This is a genomic window from Herbaspirillum sp. RTI4 (assembly GCF_034313965.1).
In the GTDB taxonomy this organism is placed as follows: Bacteria; Pseudomonadota; Gammaproteobacteria; order Burkholderiales; family Burkholderiaceae_D; genus Herbaspirillum.
On sequence record NZ_JAVIWQ010000002.1, the window covers coordinates 1,324,700 to 1,339,104 of the forward strand.

Below are 14,405 nucleotides of genomic sequence, written 5' to 3' on the forward strand. Positions count from 1 at the left end.
ACCCTATGCAATTACGTTCGCAAAAATTGCTGGTTTTACAAGGGGTGACCGAAGCAAGTGGTCACATTGGGTTGGGACTCTTAATCAGCAGAACAATCAGCGGAACGTTGCATGAACAAAAAATTGTTAAAAAATAGCTGCCTGTGGATTGCCGGCCTGCTGATATCGTTTTCGGTATTTGCCAAGGGTGGATTTGCCGGTGACGTGGTGGCCTTAAGTGCGCTGCCACCAGAAGCGCGCCAGACGCTGGTGCTGATCAATAACGGTGGTCCGTTTCCCTATGCCAAGGATGGCGCGGTATTTGGTAATTACGAGCGCGTACTGCCGCAGCGAGGCCGTGGCTATTATCGCGAATTCACGGTGCCGACGCCGCGCGCCAAAAATCGCGGTGCCCGCCGGATCATTAGCGGCGGTGAGCCGGCAGCCCGACGCGAATATTTTTACACCGACGATCATTATTCGAGCTTCAGACGCATCGAGGAATAGCCGTATCGTATTCCTCGTCGCCCTATTTAACCGTAGCAGTATTTGATTTTGAGGGAGAAATGAGTTTATTTAAAACGGTGTCGCCCAATGCGGTGCAGTCGATTCGTGCCTTTCGCGTTAGCGAATTGCAGGCAGAAGCCGCGCGCCTGGGGCAGCACTTTCTGTATGCGCATTGCGCAGAGGCATTGACCAAGCAGCAGGTGCTTGCCATGATTGCCGAGGCGTTCCATTTCCCCCGACATTTCGGTAAGAATTTCGATGCGCTGGCCGATTGCCTGACTGACCTGACGCATAAAGCAGGGCCGCAGCCCGGTTTTGTGATCGTGCTGGAGCAACTGCCGAATACTGCCAAATTCGACAAGGAGGCGCGTGAAATCCTGCTTGACGTATTTCGTGATGCCGCCGAATTCTGGGCCGATCACAAGGTGGCGTTCCGCGTCTTCTATTCATTTCAATAAGCATCGCCGCCTCCGGGTCGGATCTTAACGACAACTTGTCCTTCTCTTTTCCTTGATGGAAATGTCAGGCCGCGGCCCGGCCGCAGGTACAATGCGTCCCATGACCAGTATTGTTATCTTGATTTCCGGACGCGGCAGCAATATGCAAGCGATCGTCCGCGCGGCCGCCGCAGAGCAGTGGCCAGCCCATATTGCCGCAGTCATCAGCAACCGGCACGACGCTCAGGGACTCGAATTTGCTCGTGAGCATGGCATCCCCGTTGCGGTTGTCAGTAATAAAGACTATTCCACGCGAGATGCTTTCGATGCCGCGCTGCAAGAGGAAATTGAGCGTTTTTCTCCCGATTTGGTGGTGCTGGCAGGTTTTTTAAGAATATTGACTGGTGCTTTCGTGGCGCATTATGCGGGGCGCATGCTCAATATTCATCCTTCTCTGTTGCCCGCCTTTCCCGGTCTGGCCACGCACCGTCAGGCTTTAGTAGCCGGTGTGAAGAATCATGGCGCAACCGTCCATTTCGTTACTGCTGACCTGGACCACGGGCCGATTGTGGCGCAGGCAGTGGTGCCAGTTTTGTCTGGCGACACGGAAGAGACTCTGGCCTTGCGTGTGCTGGAGCAGGAACATGTGATTTATCCCGCAGCCGTACGCAGTTTTGTCGAAGGCAAACTGGCGCTGCACAATAATAAAGTGTGGTTCGGCGCGTAGTTATTGCCCTATCCATTCCCCTTTCAGAAATACCCTTTATCCCAAGGACACCGCATGAGGTTGCCCCCCGCAATTATTCCCCATACTGAAGAAGTTCTACGCGAAATATTACGTTTTACTGCTCCGGCCGATAGCACCTTGTCGCGTTATTTCCGCGAACATCCCAAGCTGGGTTCGCGCGAACGCGGCGTGATTGCTGAGGCCATTTATGGCTTGTTGCGCAATAAAGCGGTCTATACGAATTTCACCGAGTCCGGCGTGGGTGCCATCATGCGCCGGATGACGTTGCTCGGCCTGACCGATGCCGTCGGCGCAGATTCACTGGGTGGTGTGTCGGAAGAGGAGCTGGAGTGGCTTAGCCGCATCGGACAGATCGACCGTGAGCAACTCCCACCGCTGATGCGTTCGAACTTGCCGCAGTGGTTGTTCGACAAGCTGGTGGCGCGTCATGGCGAAGAGTTCGTACTAAAGCTGGCAGCGGCGCTGAACCAGCCGGCACCGCTGGACTTGCGCGTCAATACGGTCAAGGCAACGCGGGAAGATGTCATCACCGCTCTGGCCGCTGCGCCTATCCTGTGTGAGCCGACCCCTTATGCCCAGAATTGCTTGCGCGTAGTAAAAAAACCTTCATTGCAAAATTTACCCTCTTTTAAAGAAGGTGCGATTGAAGTGCAGGATGAGGGTAGTCAGTTGCTGGCGCAAATCGTGGGTGCCAAGCGTAGCGAAATGGTGGTCGATTTTTGCGCCGGTGCAGGCGGTAAGACGCTGGCGCTGGGCGCCATCATGCGCAATACCGGTCGTCTGTATGCCTTTGATATTTCCGAAAAGCGCCTGGCCAAGCTCAAGCCTCGCGTCGCCCGCAGTGGTTTGTCCAACGTGCATCCGGTGCTGATCGCGCATGAGAACGATGCCAAGGTCAAGCGACTGGCAGGGAAGGTAGACCGTGTTCTGGTCGATGCTCCTTGCAGCGGACTGGGTACCTTGCGTCGCAATCCAGATGTGAAATGGCGTCAGTTGCCGGAAGCCATTGCCGAAATGAATGTCAAGCAGCTCAGCATCCTCAGCAGTGCTGCCCGGTTGGTCAAGGGGGGCGGTCGACTGGTGTATGGCACTTGCAGTTTTCTGGATGAGGAAAACGAAGATATCGTGACCGCGTTCCTGGCCAATCATCCCGATTTCTCCTTGGTTCCGATGAGCCAGGTTCTCGAAGAACAAAAAATCCCGCTTGAAATGGGGGATTATCTGAAACTGATGCCGCATGTGCATCAGACCGACGGATTTTTCGCGGCGGTTCTGGAACGCAAAAAATAAATAGGCACCGTAGCTTATTTCTAACTATCAGCAGCGGTAGGGGGCGACATGGAAAATATCTCCAGCTTGTTGTTCGAGGTTGTTGACGATCTGGTGATTCAGGACATCCTGGTCCAGGCAGTGGCGATCCTTCTCTGCCTGGGATTGGCGATGGGATTGTCGCGCGGTTTGCGGAAATCCCTTGGTCCCGGTAGCGAACACCCGACCGTTTTGCAATTGGGCGTGCAAAGTTTTTTTCGGATATTGACGCCGGTACTGGTGTTTTTTCTGCTGCTGCTAGCGCGTTGGATTTTGGTCAAATTGCATGCGCCGGCAGCGCTGGTGCGCTCGGCAATACCCCTGTCGATTTCACTGGCAGGAATACGTTTCGTATTTTATTTACTCCGCCGTATTTTCACCGACGACAGCGCAACCGGCGTCATGCTACGGTTTTGCGAAAAAACCATCGCTTTGCTTGTCTGGGTTGGGGTTGCTCTCTACCTGACGGGGCTGTGGCCTGAGTTGCTGGCCTTCCTCGATGAAACGGTACTGCCGTTTGGCCGCTACAAAGCCTCACTGCTGGAAGTTTTGCAGGCCAGTGTGTCGGTTTCCGTTACTTTGCTGATTGCCTTGTGGTGCGGCGCTCTGCTGGAAGATCGGCTTAATCGGGTCAGTCACATTCACACCTCCCTCAGAACTGTGGTGGCGCGTCTGGCACGGGCTTGCCTGGTTCTTCTCGCGATCCTGATCAGTCTGTCTCTGTTGGGGATCGATCTGACGGTGCTGTCTGTATTTGGTGGCGCCTTAGGCGTGGGTCTGGGTCTGGGTCTGCAAAAAATTGCCAGCAGTTATGTGTCGGGTTTCGTCATCCTTCTGGAGCGCAGCATGTCCATCGGCGACATGGTCAATGTCGATCGTTATTTTGGCAAGGTTACGCAGATCAATACCCGATATACGATCCTGGAGGGGCTGGACGGCATCGAATCCGTCTTGCCGAACGATATTTTCATGACGACGGCGGTACAAAATTACTCGCTGACGCACCGGATATTGAGATTGCATACGCAATTAACCATTTTGTATCAGGATGACATTGAAGGTGTCTTGTTACTTCTGGAAAGTGCCGCACTTAGTGTGGAGCGCGTGTCGCAGAGCGTGTTGCCCCAGGCCTTATTAATCAAGATAGGTCCCGACGGACTGGAGTTGGAGTTGGGTTTCTGGATCACTGATCCAGAAAATGGTCGTCTTAATGTTTTATCTGACGTCAACCGGGCCATCTGGCGCACGCTGCAAGCGGAGGGTATTCAAATTGCCCATCCCAAGCGTGATGTGCGGGTAATGGACCCGCGCAGTTTTGATCAGATGCCGTCCGTGACGCAAGGCAATTCGAGCAAAGAGCGATAATGCAGGTATAATGCAAACAAAATAATAGGCAATCAAAGATTTTCCCTGCTGAGAGGGAAAGATGAAGCAAGCTGGCAACCACCTGGAGTAGTTAATGACCCTAGACGCAATTTTGAATTTTTTATCGCACGGTGTGCTGAACGCCAGCGGTTGGGAAGTGTTTTTTTATACCTTGGCTGTCACGCACATTACGATTGCGGCGGTCACTATTTACCTGCATCGTTGCCAGGCGCATCGAGCGCTGGATTTGCATGCCATTCCTAGCCATTTTTTCCGTTTCTGGTTGTGGTTGACGACCGGCATGGTCACCAAGGAGTGGGCCGCGATTCATCGCAAGCACCACGCCAAATGTGAGACCGTGGACGATCCGCACAGCCCGCAAACACGCGGTATCAAGAAGGTATTGCTTGAAGGTGCCGAGCTGTATCGCGCTGAGTCTAAGGTGCCTGAGACGATGGAGAAATTCGGTCACGGCACACCCGACGATTGGATCGAACATAATTTATATACCAAATATAGCTGGCAGGGTATTGCCGCCTTGTTGATCATTAATCTCACTTTGTTTGGCGTCCTCGGTTTGACTGTATGGGCAGTACAAATGATCTGGATTCCGATTACTGCTGCCGGCATTATCAATGGCATCGGTCATTACTGGGGTTATCGCAACTACGGTTCCAATGACGCTTCTACCAATGTATTTCCAATTGGCATCCTCATTGGCGGCGAAGAGTTGCACAATAATCACCATACTTTCGGGACGTCCGCAAAGCTGTCGTCGAAATGGTATGAGTTCGATATTGGCTGGATGTATATCCGCATTCTGGAAACGCTGAAGCTGGCGAAAGTAAAGAAAATTGCCCCTGAGCCACGTTTTGATCGTCAAAAGCTGGTGGCTGATTTCGATACCTTGCAATCAGTTGTTTCGAATCGCTATGATGTGATGTCGAAATATGCCAAGTCCTTGAAATCCACCTGGCGTGAAGAACTCGTTCATCTGGCGGAAAAAGCAAAGCTTGAGTCGCGTTTTCTGAAGACGTCCAAAAAACTGTTGCATTGTGAGCCTGCGAAGCTGGAAGTCGGGCAAAAGCAGCAGTTGACGGAATTGTTTATGCACAGCAAGCCTTTGCAAACGATGCATGAAATGCGCTCTGAATTGAGCATGTTGTGGGAGCGTTCTACATCCACGCGTGAACAACTGCTGCATCAATTACAGGACTGGTGTGTGCGGGCGGAAGCTTCCGGAATTCGTTCTTTACGTGAATTCTCACTGCGTTTGCGCAGCTACGCCTGAGTTGTCTAGTGAGTGAGTTGTCGGTGGCGGGTTCCTTCGACAACCACTTACTGCAGTTTTCCGTGTACGGTATTTAAAATTGCTCTGTGTTCCGTTGTGATACTTTCGGAGCATAGATGTAAAAATGGCCTCGCTAAGCGAGGCCATTTTTTTTACATCAAATGTACTTATTTGATTTTTGTTTCTTTGTATTCCACATGCTTACGCACCTTAGGGTCGAACTTCATGATCGACATTTTTTCAGGCGTAGTACGCTTGTTTTTTGTGGTGGTGTAGAAGTGACCCGTGCCAGCGGTCGATTCGAGCTTGATTTTGTCGCGGCCTGATTTAGCCATGATGCTTCCTTTATTCTGCTAGTTAGACTTTTTCGCCACGAGCACGCATATCGGTCAGCACGGCATCGATGCCGAGTTTGTCGATGATACGCAAGCCGGCGTTGGACAGACGCAGGGAAACCCAGCGATTTTCCGATTCAACGAAAATGCGACGATTTTGCAAGTTAGGCAAAAAGCGACGCTTGGTTTTGTTATTTGCATGGGAAACATTATTGCCTACCATCGGCTTTTTCCCAGTGACTTGGCAGACACGTGCCATGAAGTTGCTCCTTAATGATTTCCGAATCTGGAAAAACGTCGAGTATATCCAAAAATATTAGATTATTCAAGCACTTGGGAAAAACAAGTGTGTCTAACGCGTTATTTCAACTCAACAATTTGATTCGGAAAGTGTTTCGCGACCGATCATTAGATGCGGGTCACTCAGAGTTCGCCATGTTCGGCAAACGAGTAGCAATGTCGGCCTGCAATAACGACGTGATCTAGTACCCGGATCTCCACAAGCGCCAGGGCCTGTTTCAACAGTTGTGTGAGCGTGAGGTCTGCCGCGCTGGGTGTGGCGATGCCGGAGGGATGATTGTGCGCCAATATGAGTGCGGCCGCATTGTGGGTTAATGCCGATTTAACGATTTCGCGCGGATAAACGCTGGCATGGGTCAGTGTCCCTCGAAACATTTCTTCCGCAGTAATCAGTCGGTTGCGGACATCCAGAAACAACACCATAAATGACTCATGCTGCTTACTGCCCAGAAGTAGCTGCAGATAATGCCTGACCGTTTGAGGAGACGTCAGCAATTCCCCTTCTTGCAATTCTTCGCGAAGGGCGCGACGTGCAAGTTCCATCACTGCTTGCAATTGCGCAAATTTGGCGGGTCCAAGTCCGTGGATTACCAGAAATTCCTTCAGGGATGCAGAAAACATTTTGTTTAATGAGCCGAAATGCTGAACCATTTCCCGCGCCAGGTCTACCGCACTCTTACCTGGCACACCCACGCGGAGAAACAGCGCCAGGAGTTCCGAATCGGATAATGCATCGGCGCCATGCAAGATCAGGCGTTCGCGGGGGCGTTGCTCTTCCGGCCAGTCGGTGATGGCGATGATATCTCTCCGATACAAAGTGGTTTCATGCCTTGCCGAAAACGAACCCGTTCCGGCAAGGTGGCTTACAATAAAGGCTTCTCGATTACGCCACAACTTTCCATGTCCGATATTTCCGCTCTTCTCGTTACAGCCGATGCGCATCTCACTTTGCATTACCGACTAGCCACTGCTGACGGCGATAATATTGTCAGTACATTCGAAGATAAACCTGCGACGCTGCAAATCGGCGGCGGTCAGCTGGCTCCTTTTCTGGAAACCTGTCTGTTGGGATTGCCAGACGGCGCGCATCAGACATTTGAATTGACGCCTGAGCAAGCCTTCGGTGCGCGCAACCCGGATTTGCTGCAACGGGTTTCATTGACTACCTTGCGCGAAAATTCACAAGTCGGAGAAAACTACCGGATCGGTGATGTCGTTGATTTTGCCGCGCCAGGTGGCGGTCGTTTTGCTGGCGTGTTACGTGAAATCGACGCTGATGGCGCATTGTTCGACTTCAATCATCCGCTGGCAGGACAGATGGTGAAATTTGAAGTCAAGATCGTCGGAATTTTGTGAGCGAGATCAGCATGACTCATCCAGAGCAACTCGAAGTATTGTTAGCGCAACCGCGCGGGTTTTGCGCCGGCGTAGATCGCGCTATCGAAATTGTCGAGCGTGCGATCCAACAATTCGGAGCGCCGATCTACGTGCGTCACGAAATCGTGCATAACGCCTATGTTGTGCGGGATTTGCGCACCAAAGGAGCGATTTTTATTGAGGAGCTGCAGGACGTCCCGCCAGGAAATACTGTCATCTTTTCCGCGCACGGTGTTTCCCGGGCAGTTCAGGATGAGGCAGTTCAGCGCGGACTGACGGTGTTTGACGCGACGTGTCCGTTAGTGACCAAGGTACACATGGAGGTCGCAAAAATGCGTCGCGAAGGACGCGATATCGTGATGATTGGTCATGAAGGGCATCCGGAAGTAGAGGGTACGATGGGGCAAACCGATGGTGGCATGCACCTGGTCGAAACGGTCGACGATGTCGCGCGGTTGCAGGTGGGCAATGCAGAAATGCTCGCTTACGTGTCGCAAACAACGCTTTCTGTTGATGATACGGCGGAGATTATTGCCGCACTCAAAAATCGTTTTCCCTTGATCGTTGAGCCCAAAAAGGGAGACATTTGTTATGCCACGACCAACCGGCAGGAAGCCGTTAAATTCATGGCGCCACAATCGGATCTGGTTATCGTAGTGGGTAGTTCCAATAGCTCCAATTCCAATCGCTTGCGAGAAGTCGCCGAAAAAATGGGAGTTCCTGCGCATATGGTCGACAATGCGACTGAAATAGATCCAGCCTGGCTTAAAAACAAACTACGCATCGGTGTGAGCGCGAGCGCATCCACACCTGAAATATTGGTGCAGGCAGTCATTGAGCGACTCAAGGAGTTGGGTGTAAAAAGCGTGCGCGCGCTCGATGGCCGTGAGGAAAGCGTCAGTTTCCCTATGCCCAAGGGACTCAGCGGCGTCAAGCCTGATCAGGTGTGACGTTAACGTAAAAAGATTGCATGTCGTAACGGCTTCGGTATAATCCGGCCGCTAGTAAGCTGGCAAACTGCTTCACGAGAGCAGTTGCGGGATTCAATGACATCCGAGGTAACACGACATTGTTCCGTGTGCGTTCATTCGCCACAATGCCGCCGTCAGCTACGCCGTTCGACAGCCTATGTTGACTGAATACCGAAAAGGAATTTCGTTATGCGGATTTTTCTGATTGTCTTTACCTTTCCGCAGCCATTAAACTGCGCGTCAGTTGTGTACCTCCCCAAATAGAATTGATCCGACCGCAACGGCATCTCTGACAGAGTCAGGGAGGCCGTTTTTATTATCGGGAACGGTTTTTGCTGTGCTTTTGTGATGCCCGAGAATTTTGCGGGACATACCGACAATCTGGTTTTGACTTAAAAGGCTGCACATGGATATTTTTCTCCAACAATTGATCAATGGGCTCGTGCTTGGCAGCATGTATGCGCTGGTGGCACTGGGTTACACGATGGTCTATGGCGTGTTGAACCTGATCAATTTTGCGCACGGCGATGTGCTAATGCTCGGAGCCATGGTCGGACTGAGTCTGTTGCGACTATTGCAAACGCATGCGCCGCATCTGCCAGGCATTGTGCAACTGGTCATTGCGATTCTGGGTGCCATCCCCGTGTGTATTGCCATCAGCCTGATTATCGAACGGGTTGCCTATCGGCCCTTGCGCAATGCACCGCGTCTCGCGCCGCTGATTACCGCGATCGGGATATCCATTTTGCTGCAAACGCTGGCAATGATGATCTGGGGCCGTAGTCCCGTTTCCTTCCCGCAAGTGATGCCGTCCGAACCAATACATATCGGTGGCGCACTGATTTCGCCAACCCAGGTAATGCTGCTGGTGCTGGCGGTGGTCGCCATGGCTGGTCTGGTGCTGATGGTGGAAAAAACGAAAATGGGACGTGCCATGCGCGCCACTGCCGAGAACCCGCGGGTAGCCTCGCTGATGGGCGTGGACTCCAATCGCGTGATCGTCGTCACTTTCGCCATTGGTGCGGGTTTGGCAGCACTGGCGGGTGTCATGTGGGCCGCAAATTATTCCACGGCACAGTTTGCGATGGGCTTTGTGCCGGGGTTGAAAGCATTTTCGGCGGCAGTCCTCGGCGGCATCGGCAATATCTACGGCGCGATGCTAGGTGGCATCCTTCTGGGAATTATAGAAAGTCTGGGTGCCGGTTATATCGGCGACCTGACAGGGGACTTTTTGGGCAGCAATTACCAGGATATTTTTGCGTTCGTGGTGCTGATCATTGTCTTGACCTTACGTCCATCCGGCATCATGGGTGAACGTGTTGCCGACCGCGCCTGACCTTTCGGGTCCATCAGTATCCAACCTCGCACCCAGAGAAAGCTCGCACCATGTCCCTGCTTACCTTCGATCGGCAACGCCATCCGCGTCGCACCACAATCAGCTGCCTGTTGTTGCTGGCGCTATTGCTCAGTTTTCCTTTTGTTGTCAGCCAGTTTGGTAATTCCTGGGTGCGCATTATGGATGTCGCACTGCTCTATATCATGTTGGCGTTAGGACTCAATGTCGTTGTTGGTTTTGCCGGCTTGCTGGATCTTGGCTATATCGCTTTTTATGCAATCGGCGCTTACACAACCGCGTTATTGGCATCGCCGCAATTCGCCAGCGTACTGGAGTCCTTCGTCAATACCTACCCTGCACTAGGGGAATTCCTGGTCATGGTGTGCGGCCCCGATATCACGCAAAACGGCATTCATCTTTCACTGTGGGTGATTGTGCCGCTATCGGCCGCTGTCGCCGGACTTTTCGGTGCATTGCTGGGCGCGCCGACCTTAAAGCTCCGCGGTGATTACCTGGCCATTGTGACGTTGGGGTTCGGTGAAATCATCCGAATTTTCATGAACAACCTGAATGCGCCCGTCAATATCACCAACGGTCCTCAGGGTATAAACCTGATCGATCCGATTCGTATATTTGGCGTGTCGCTGGCAGGTGAGCCTGGCAGCGGTTCTATCGTCAAGGTGTTCGGGATGGGGATGCCTTCCGTGAACGCCTACTACTTTCTGTTTCTGGCACTTTGCATCGCGATCGTGTTTATCTCGGCGCGATTACATCACTCCCGTCTCGGGCGGGCATGGATCGCGATTCGGGAAGATGAAATCGCGGCCAAAGCGATGGGGATCAACACGCGCAATGTCAAGCTGTTGGCTTTTGCAATGGGGGCGTCTTTTGGCGGAGTGGCCGGCGCCATGTTTGCGTCGTTTCAGGGCTTCGTCTCACCGGAATCATTTTCACTGACCGAGTCGATTGCCGTACTGGCAATGGTCGTATTAGGTGGTATTGGTCATATCCCTGGAGTGGTACTCGGGGGCATCATCCTGGCGGCATTGCCGGAAGTATTGCGCCATGTGGTGGAGCCGTTGCAAATGAGTTTGTTCGGCGCAGTGCTGATCGATGCCGAGGTGTTGCGCCAGTTGCTGTATGGTCTGGCAATGGTACTCATCATGTTGACCCGTCCTGCAGGATTATGGCCGGCGCCACGCCATGAGGACCGGCCAGAAGCGGAACATCCGCATTCTGACGACGCGGCAGGCATCGTTAAAGTCTAGCCGCAACAGCGGAATAAATTCAATCCGAAAAAGACAGCAGGGACAACATGAGCAAGCAAGAAATGACTCAACAGCCGAATCAACAGTCGGCAACGCCGATATTGCTGAATATAGCCGACGTCAGCAAACGGTTCGGTGGATTGCAAGCCTTATCCGGTGTCAGTCTGCAAATCAGGCAAGGCCAGATTTACGGTTTGATTGGCCCGAACGGTGCAGGCAAGACGACATTTTTCAACGTCATTACCGGCCTTTATCAGCCCGACAGTGGCAGTTTTGAGCTGGCGGGAAAGCCCTATTCGCCGAGCGCGCCGCATCGCGTGGCGCAAGCGGGCATTGCCCGGACTTTCCAGAATATTCGTTTGTTTGGCGATATGAGCGTCCTGGAAAACGTCATGGTCGGTTGCCATGTCCGAACCCGACAAAATGTTTTCGGTGCAATTTTCCGGCATAAGGCGGCAAGGGTCGAGGAGGCGGCGATCATGAAAAAATCGCAGCAATTACTGGAGTTTGTTGGCTTGGCAAGCATGGGTGGACGTACTGCGCGGCATTTGTCGTATGGCGATCAGCGTCGTCTTGAAATTGCCAGAGCGTTGGCAACCGAGCCTCAATTACTGGCGCTGGACGAACCAGCAGCCGGTATGAACGCCACTGAAAAAGTCGCCTTGCGCGAATTGCTCGTGAAAATTCAGGCGGACGGAAAGACGATTCTTTTGATTGAACACGATGTCAAATTGATGATGGGTTTGTGCGACCGTCTGACCGTGCTTGATTATGGCAAACCTATTGCGGAGGGCTTGCCCGCCGAGCTGCAGAAAAATCCCGCTGTTATCGAAGCCTATCTCGGTAGCGGCAGTCACTAAGCGATCGGCGATTAAACATGACTCTCTCTTCCCCTGTTTCCCACCTTGATTCGGCATCGAACGATGCTTCGATTGCGGCACCGACCCTGTTGAAAATCAACCAGCTCAGCGTTGCCTATGGCGGTATCAAGGCAGTCAAGGGCATCGACCTTGAAGTACGTGAGGGTGAGCTGGTGACCCTGATCGGCGCCAATGGCGCTGGTAAAACCACTACGCTCAAGGCAATTACCGGCACGCTCCCTGATTGCCGGGTAAGCGGTCATATTGATTACCTTGGCGTTAGCCTGAAAGGGCGAACTGCTTTTGCATTGGTACAGCAGAAGCTGGCTATGGTCCCCGAGGGACGCGGCGTATTTACCCGCATGAGTATCCGCGAAAACTTGATGATAGGTGCCTACACCAGCACCGACAAACATCAGGTTGAAAATGATATTGACTACTGGTTTTCAGTTTTCCCTCGCCTGAAGGAAAGATCGTCGCAAATGGCGGGTACCTTATCGGGTGGCGAACAGCAAATGCTGGCAATGGCGCGCGCCTTGATGAGTCATCCGCGTCTGCTGCTGCTGGATGAGCCGTCGATGGGACTGTCTCCCATCATGGTAGAGAAAATATTTGAAGTGATTCGCAACGTGTCGGCGCAGGGAGTCACGATCCTACTGGTCGAGCAAAACGCCAAGCTGGCGTTGGAAGCTGCACATCGCTGCTACGTGATGGAGTCGGGTTTGATCACCATGCAAGGCCAAGCCAGCGAGATGTTGAATGATCCCCGAATAAAGGCAGCCTATTTGGGCGAGAGCTAACAGGTCTGGGCGGCTAAATCGTCGTCCTCGTCCTTGTCCTCTTCGTATTCTTCGTATTCTTCGTCCTCTTCGTCCCGCTACGACGCCTTGTTGCGCCTAGGCACACCGCCTGACGCGCGTTCGCACTCGCAAATCGAACGTGAACACACCCTGGAGCAACGACTCATTGACCCAACACGCTGTTGTTGGAAGCCCATTCAGTAGATCGCTTCGCAAAAGAGCGTGTGAAATGGGTCGGATATTCCCCTCTGCGTTTTCTCCATTTCCCATGTCTCTGCGATAAATTCGGCTCCCATTGATGGATTTCGGATCAACTCCTACGGCAAATGAATACCCTTGTTTCTGCTTGTCCTACAAGGTAATCAGGCGCATTCCTATGTCGCAATCTCTGGTTGGCCGATAAAATCAAACTCAATGAATCAGATCTAAAAGGTTCACGGATTTATTTGCCGCGCGCTGACGCTCACATCGCTTTGCTTCTAGTGATTATTTATCGAAGCGAATCAAAGAGATTTGCTCAAGTGAAGCTGAGATACAGCGTGCCAAGCAGCGATATCCAATGGCTCTGGTGACGAAATGCCAAAGAATACGGGTCCCATTCCCATGATGCAATTGAAAGGAAACACAATGAACAAGACAATCACTACCGATTTGAGCGCCGTTCGCGGCGATGTGAAAAACCTGATCGACGATGCACGCAAGTTGTTTCAGGATGCGGCGGAATCGACCGGGAAGACTGCCGACGATCTACGCGCCAAAGGGCAAAAATTACTGGAAGACGCGATTAATAGCGCCTACGGAATACAAGCAACGACACTTGAGCGCAGCCGTGAAATAGCCACCGCGACCGATGGCTATGTGCATGAAAATCCTTGGCGCGCAATTGCTGTGTCAGCCGGCTTCGGCGTTCTTGTCGGACTCGCACTATCACGCACCTGCAGCCGTTCTTCCTAATTCAAAGTTCGTTGTAACGCTCCCGCTAGTCTTATCCACAATATGAGGAATAACATCATGACAATATCCAAACGCGTCGCCATATTTTTCTTTTCTCTCTGCATGCTCTCACTGGTCGGTTGTGCATCCACGTCAAGCCACGAAGGAACGGGTGAGTATGTTGATGATGCCGTCATTACCACCAAGGTGAAGACCGCGATCCTCAACGAGCCTAATCTCAAATCGATGGAAGTCAATGTTGAGACTTACAAAGGCGTTGTTCAGCTGAGCGGCTTCGTATCCTCATCGTCAGCTGCCAGCCGTGCATCGGAAGTGGCCGCAACGGTTAAGGGTGTCAAGTCGGTCAAGAATGATTTGCGGATGAAATAAGGTTCTCATTTCAAACCGGATTTTCCCTCAGGGAGAATCCGGTTTCGATGATGGAATGACTTTCTCGCAGGTCAATGCCGGTAAGCGGTGTTGCTGCCACTTTTCCGGCATAAGGTATATTGATTCAGTCAGATCGTGCTGAGCGTATAGAACAACACAATAGGACTTACACAAAAGGCCGCTGGCGCGTTCGCACTGTC

At 52.3% G+C, this 14,405-nt stretch carries 17 protein-coding genes; 14 read left to right on the forward strand and 3 right to left on the reverse strand.

Annotated features, from left to right (window positions below; translation table 11 throughout):
* The first annotated feature begins 111 nt into the window (after positions 1–111).
* From RGU70_RS06210 to RGU70_RS06235, 6 genes are all read left to right on the forward strand, one after another.
* Positions 112–486 carry a ribonuclease gene (locus RGU70_RS06210; protein WP_322208520.1) on the forward strand — a complete coding sequence of 125 codons (375 nt, stop codon included), beginning with the start codon at positions 112–114 and terminating at the stop codon, positions 484–486.
* On the forward strand, positions 483–944 hold the full coding sequence (locus RGU70_RS06215; RefSeq protein ID WP_416186549.1) for a barstar family protein: 462 nt from the start codon (positions 483–485) through the stop codon (positions 942–944). Before RGU70_RS06210 ends, RGU70_RS06215 begins: the two co-directional genes overlap by 4 nt.
* A 100-nt stretch (positions 945–1,044) precedes the next feature.
* Positions 1,045–1,650: a phosphoribosylglycinamide formyltransferase gene (gene purN / locus RGU70_RS06220; protein WP_322208521.1), complete on the forward strand. Its 606-nt coding sequence runs from the start codon at positions 1,045–1,047 to the stop codon at positions 1,648–1,650.
* Positions 1,651–1,704: 54 nt separating this feature from the next.
* Entirely contained in the window at positions 1,705–2,961 is a 1,257-nt protein-coding gene (locus RGU70_RS06225) for an RsmB/NOP family class I SAM-dependent RNA methyltransferase (protein ID WP_322208522.1), read from the forward strand.
* A gap of 57 nt (positions 2,962–3,018) precedes the next feature.
* The gene (locus RGU70_RS06230; protein ID WP_416186550.1) at positions 3,019–4,344 is read left to right on the forward strand and encodes a mechanosensitive ion channel family protein; all 1,326 of its coding nucleotides are present in this window, start codon (positions 3,019–3,021) and stop codon (positions 4,342–4,344) included.
* A gap of 94 nt (positions 4,345–4,438) precedes the next feature.
* Complete coding sequence (locus tag RGU70_RS06235; protein WP_322208524.1) at positions 4,439–5,635, forward strand: fatty acid desaturase; 1,197 nt, start codon at positions 4,439–4,441, stop codon at positions 5,633–5,635.
* Between the two features lie 167 nt (positions 5,636–5,802).
* On the opposite strand, the gene rpmG is transcribed toward RGU70_RS06235, so the two are convergent.
* The 3 genes from rpmG to radC form a co-directional block, all read right to left on the reverse strand.
* Positions 5,803–5,970: a 50S ribosomal protein L33 gene (rpmG, locus tag RGU70_RS06240; RefSeq protein ID WP_009667251.1), complete on the reverse strand. Its 168-nt coding sequence runs from the start codon at positions 5,968–5,970 to the stop codon at positions 5,803–5,805.
* A gap of 22 nt (positions 5,971–5,992) precedes the next feature.
* A complete protein-coding gene (gene rpmB, locus RGU70_RS06245) occupies positions 5,993–6,229 on the reverse strand; it encodes a 50S ribosomal protein L28 (protein WP_322208525.1) in 237 nt (78 codons plus the stop codon).
* Between the two features lie 164 nt (positions 6,230–6,393).
* The gene (gene radC, locus RGU70_RS06250; protein WP_322210720.1) at positions 6,394–7,068 is read right to left on the reverse strand and encodes a RadC family protein; all 675 of its coding nucleotides are present in this window, start codon (positions 7,066–7,068) and stop codon (positions 6,394–6,396) included.
* Between the two features lie 102 nt (positions 7,069–7,170).
* Between radC and RGU70_RS06255 the strand changes: the two genes are divergently transcribed.
* From RGU70_RS06255 to RGU70_RS06290, 8 genes are all read left to right on the forward strand, one after another.
* Positions 7,171–7,626, forward strand: a complete 456-nt coding sequence (locus RGU70_RS06255; RefSeq protein ID WP_322208526.1) for an FKBP-type peptidyl-prolyl cis-trans isomerase — start codon at positions 7,171–7,173, stop codon at positions 7,624–7,626.
* Positions 7,627–7,637: 11 nt separating this feature from the next.
* Positions 7,638–8,597, forward strand: coding sequence for a 4-hydroxy-3-methylbut-2-enyl diphosphate reductase (gene ispH / locus RGU70_RS06260; protein ID WP_322208527.1), 960 nt, complete (start codon positions 7,638–7,640; stop codon positions 8,595–8,597).
* Between the two features lie 427 nt (positions 8,598–9,024).
* Positions 9,025–9,954, forward strand: a complete 930-nt coding sequence (locus RGU70_RS06265) for a branched-chain amino acid ABC transporter permease (RefSeq protein WP_322208528.1) — start codon at positions 9,025–9,027, stop codon at positions 9,952–9,954.
* Positions 9,955–10,004: 50 nt separating this feature from the next.
* The gene (locus tag RGU70_RS06270; RefSeq protein ID WP_322208529.1) at positions 10,005–11,222 is read left to right on the forward strand and encodes an ABC transporter permease subunit; all 1,218 of its coding nucleotides are present in this window, start codon (positions 10,005–10,007) and stop codon (positions 11,220–11,222) included.
* A 47-nt stretch (positions 11,223–11,269) separates the two neighbouring features.
* A complete protein-coding gene (locus tag RGU70_RS06275) occupies positions 11,270–12,082 on the forward strand; it encodes an ABC transporter ATP-binding protein (protein ID WP_322208530.1) in 813 nt (270 codons plus the stop codon).
* A gap of 17 nt (positions 12,083–12,099) precedes the next feature.
* A complete protein-coding gene (locus tag RGU70_RS06280) occupies positions 12,100–12,882 on the forward strand; it encodes an ABC transporter ATP-binding protein (RefSeq protein WP_322208531.1) in 783 nt (260 codons plus the stop codon).
* A gap of 627 nt (positions 12,883–13,509) precedes the next feature.
* Positions 13,510–13,836: a DUF883 family protein gene (locus tag RGU70_RS06285; RefSeq protein ID WP_322208533.1), complete on the forward strand. Its 327-nt coding sequence runs from the start codon at positions 13,510–13,512 to the stop codon at positions 13,834–13,836.
* Between the two features lie 57 nt (positions 13,837–13,893).
* Entirely contained in the window at positions 13,894–14,205 is a 312-nt protein-coding gene (locus tag RGU70_RS06290; RefSeq protein WP_322208534.1) for a BON domain-containing protein, read from the forward strand.
* The last annotated feature ends 200 nt before the right edge of the window (positions 14,206–14,405 follow it).

Excerpts from the sequence above, each read along its gene's own strand:
- RGU70_RS06270 (WP_322208529.1), top strand. The coding sequence starts at position 10,005 with ATGTCCCTGCTTACCTTCGATCGGCAACGCCATCCGCGTCGCACCACA.
- RGU70_RS06265 (WP_322208528.1), top strand. The coding sequence starts at position 9,025 with ATGGATATTTTTCTCCAACAATTGATCAATGGGCTCGTGCTTGGCAGC.
- purN (WP_322208521.1), top strand. The coding sequence starts at position 1,045 with ATGACCAGTATTGTTATCTTGATTTCCGGACGCGGCAGCAATATGCAA.
- RGU70_RS06275 (WP_322208530.1), top strand. The coding sequence starts at position 11,270 with ATGAGCAAGCAAGAAATGACTCAACAGCCGAATCAACAGTCGGCAACG.
- RGU70_RS06235 (WP_322208524.1), top strand. The coding sequence starts at position 4,439 with ATGACCCTAGACGCAATTTTGAATTTTTTATCGCACGGTGTGCTGAAC.
- RGU70_RS06225 (WP_322208522.1), top strand. The coding sequence starts at position 1,705 with ATGAGGTTGCCCCCCGCAATTATTCCCCATACTGAAGAAGTTCTACGC.
- RGU70_RS06255 (WP_322208526.1), top strand. The coding sequence starts at position 7,171 with ATGTCCGATATTTCCGCTCTTCTCGTTACAGCCGATGCGCATCTCACT.
- RGU70_RS06285 (WP_322208533.1), top strand. The coding sequence starts at position 13,510 with ATGAACAAGACAATCACTACCGATTTGAGCGCCGTTCGCGGCGATGTG.
- rpmG (WP_009667251.1), bottom strand. The coding sequence starts at position 5,970 with ATGGCTAAATCAGGCCGCGACAAAATCAAGCTCGAATCGACCGCTGGC.
- ispH (WP_322208527.1), top strand. The coding sequence starts at position 7,638 with ATGACTCATCCAGAGCAACTCGAAGTATTGTTAGCGCAACCGCGCGGG.
- RGU70_RS06210 (WP_322208520.1), top strand. The coding sequence starts at position 112 with ATGAACAAAAAATTGTTAAAAAATAGCTGCCTGTGGATTGCCGGCCTG.
- RGU70_RS06290 (WP_322208534.1), top strand. The coding sequence starts at position 13,894 with ATGACAATATCCAAACGCGTCGCCATATTTTTCTTTTCTCTCTGCATG.
- rpmB (WP_322208525.1), bottom strand. The coding sequence starts at position 6,229 with ATGGCACGTGTCTGCCAAGTCACTGGGAAAAAGCCGATGGTAGGCAAT.
- RGU70_RS06280 (WP_322208531.1), top strand. The coding sequence starts at position 12,100 with ATGACTCTCTCTTCCCCTGTTTCCCACCTTGATTCGGCATCGAACGAT.